The organism is Tahibacter sp. (assembly GCF_035481375.1).
Classification (GTDB): domain Bacteria; phylum Pseudomonadota; class Gammaproteobacteria; order Xanthomonadales; family Rhodanobacteraceae; genus Tahibacter.
Map to the genome: position 1 here is coordinate 1 of NZ_DATIGT010000260.1, position 2618 is coordinate 2618.

A 2618-nucleotide genomic window follows, 5' to 3' on the forward strand; every position below is an offset into this window, starting at 1 on the left:
GGCGGCGATCGCCGCGGCGCAGTCGCGGCTCGGCGCGACGCTGCCGGCCGATCTGCTCGCGTTCTATCGCGTTGCGGACGGCGCGAAGACGCTCGAACTCGCGCCGCTCGCCGACCTGCGCCGGGTGCGCGATGCGAGTGATATCGATCCGGCGAGCTACGCGTACGAAGGCCGGATCCCGTTGTTCGTGCACGAGCCGCCCGCGGCGGACGAAGAGGCGCCACGCGAGATCGCCCTGATGCCGGCCGACCTCGGATCCTTGCTCGTGCTCGTCGGCGGCCAAAGTTCCGAGTCCGTCACGCTCTACGACGCCGGCGAACCGCCGCTGCGGGCCGGCCTGCGGCTGTATTCGCTGGACATCGAAGGCGGCGGCTTTGCATGGTCCGGAGTCGTCCCGTGGCTGCGCTCGCGCTGGGTGCAGTCGGCGCAGATCGCCGACTCGGCCGCGCGCATGGACGCGGCGCGCGAACGCGAGCGGCAGGCGGTCGCCGACTGGTCGGCAGCGCGGCTGATCGAGGACGTCGGAAAACCCAGCCTGACGCAGTGGCTGCTGTCGTCGCGGGCCCGCTGGGGCGAACCGGCGGCCGACGCCGACCTCGCCGCCGTCGCGACGCGCTTCGGTGCGCCGCTGCCGGACGACCTGGCCGAGGTCTACCGGCGGCACGACGGCATTGCGATGCTGATGCTGCTGCCGCTCGCGCAGTGGCAGCCGGTGTCGCGACTCGACGCCGAGGCAGCGAGGTTCGCGCGCGAGCGCGCCGCCGTCGTGTCGCCGGGTATCGATGCGGCCGCCTTCGACGCCTGCATCGCCATCGGCGGCGTCCATCTGGAGGCGGCTACCGACCTGTCACCCGGCGGGCTCGGCGTTGCGAATCTGTTCTGGTGCCCGCAGGCGGCGCCCGAGCGCCGCTATCTCGACCTGCAGGGCAACCGCACGTGGCGCAGCTATACGGAACGCCTGCGGGATCATGTCGCGCAACGGCGTGCCTCGCGGAGCGAGTTTGGCTTTTGAGGCCGGGGAACCGGTGATGCGTCAGACGGTGCCGCGTCGCGGGCGCCTTGCTTCACCGATTCCCGACTCCCCATTCCCGGCCTGACGCCTACTTCCCGCTGTACTCCTGCAGCAACGCATCGAATTCATCGATGCGGAACTCGTGGCGCAGCCGTCCGACATCGCGCAGGTAGCGCGCCGGCACGCTGATCGTCGTCGTGACGACGCCGTCGGTGTCGGGGTCGGACGGTCCGGCGAAGTCGAACATCGAGCGGCGGCTGCAGTGTTGCACCTGTTCCATCGCGTGAGGGCAGTCGCCGGGGCCGGGCGGAACGCCGTGATCGGCGACGCCGCTCTGCAGCATCTGCTCGCACTCGGCCAGACTCGGTGCGAGGTAGTGATGGCCGGCCCAGCCGCCCGCATGCAGGACGGCGCCGCCATATTGCAGCGACGATGCCGTGATCTGTCCGATCGGGACCGTGTTCGTATAGGCGAAGGCGGAGCCGGAAAGCGTTGCGGCGCCCAGGGCAAGCACCGGTAGGAACGTGCGGAACATGGTGACCTCGTCTGCGGTTCGCGCCGGCCGGGATGGCCGGTTGCAGCGACGCTAGGCCGCCGCACCGCATGCGGCCAGCGAATCCGCGGGACGAATCCGGGCCGCATTGGCGCCGCGCCGCGCGATGCGGGCATCCCGCGGCAGGCGCGGCCGTCGCGGTTTCGACCCGGTTTTTTCCCGCCGTGCCGCTTGCGGGTGGGCCGTTGCGGCGCGGAGGATGTCCGCACCCCCGCCGAGGAGTCGCTGCATGCATCGCATCCTGATTGCTGTCGCCCTGATCGCGTCGGCCGCGGTCGTCGGGGCCCACGAGACCGTGCCGTCGCAGTGGTGCGCCGACGGCCAGCCGATGACGATAGGCAGTTTTCGGTTCGGGGCCGAACTCGTCGCCGCGGTCCGCGAGAATCCACCGAGCTGCCAGGGCACGTGCGGCGAGCCCGACGACGACTATCGCAAAGTCACGGGATTCACCCAGCAGCTCTGCCGCGGCGAGGAAGACCTGCGTTCGGGCTCCATCGCGAGCGGCGACGTCGGCGACATCGTCGCGATCGTGCAGGGGCCGCCGGCCTTCGTCGCGGCCAACCATCACGACGCCTATCTGATGGCCCACGGCGTCTGGGGCATCTGCGTGCTCTGCGCGCCGACGGCTAGCCTTCCGCCGCAGCCGCGTCGAGTGCCTTCTCGCTGAGCTGGGCGCGCACGGCGGCGACGCGTTCCTCGAGCACGCGCCGCTGCACCGGCGTCAGCGGGCACTCGGCCAGCACGAAATAGGCGCTGCGCAGCACCTCGCGCCAGCGCGGATGCCGCGGCACGCGCGCGAGGCTCAGGTAGCGCTCCATCGAACGCATGCGCAGACGCCCGTCGTCGATGTGCACGCGCCAGATGCCGCTCTTCTGCGCGAAGTCCACGCGCGAGAGCCGCATGCTGCGTTCCCAGGCATCGAGTGCCGCCAGCATCAGTTCGACGAGTGCGCGCCGCAGCGCGTCGGATGCTTCGCCTTCGGCGGGGGCGACCGTCGTTTCCGCGCCGGCCGCGGCCGCCGTCTCGGGCCGGAGCTTCAGCCAGACCACCGGT

4 protein-coding genes are annotated in these 2618 nt (G+C 71.3%); 2 read left to right on the forward strand and 2 right to left on the reverse strand.

Features of this window, described 5'->3' with window-relative positions; translation table 11 throughout:
• The coding region (locus VLF18_RS16865; protein ID WP_325280793.1) for a hypothetical protein at positions 1 to 1012 on the forward strand (1012 nt) is incomplete at its 5' end.
• A gap of 88 nt (positions 1013 to 1100) precedes the next feature.
• Here VLF18_RS16865 and VLF18_RS16870 read toward each other — a convergent pair.
• Positions 1101 to 1547, reverse strand: coding sequence for a hypothetical protein (locus VLF18_RS16870; RefSeq protein ID WP_325280794.1), 447 nt, complete (start codon positions 1545 to 1547; stop codon positions 1101 to 1103).
• A 247-nt stretch (positions 1548 to 1794) separates the two neighbouring features.
• Between VLF18_RS16870 and VLF18_RS16875 the strand changes: the two genes are divergently transcribed.
• Positions 1795 to 2232: a hypothetical protein gene (locus VLF18_RS16875; RefSeq protein ID WP_325280795.1), complete on the forward strand. Its 438-nt coding sequence runs from the start codon at positions 1795 to 1797 to the stop codon at positions 2230 to 2232.
• Here the strand turns inward: VLF18_RS16875 and VLF18_RS16880 are convergent.
• A partial coding sequence (locus VLF18_RS16880) for a hypothetical protein (RefSeq protein WP_325280796.1) occupies positions 2192 to 2618 on the reverse strand: 427 nt, incomplete at its 5' end. The two genes, VLF18_RS16875 and VLF18_RS16880, sit on opposite strands and share 41 nt — an antisense overlap.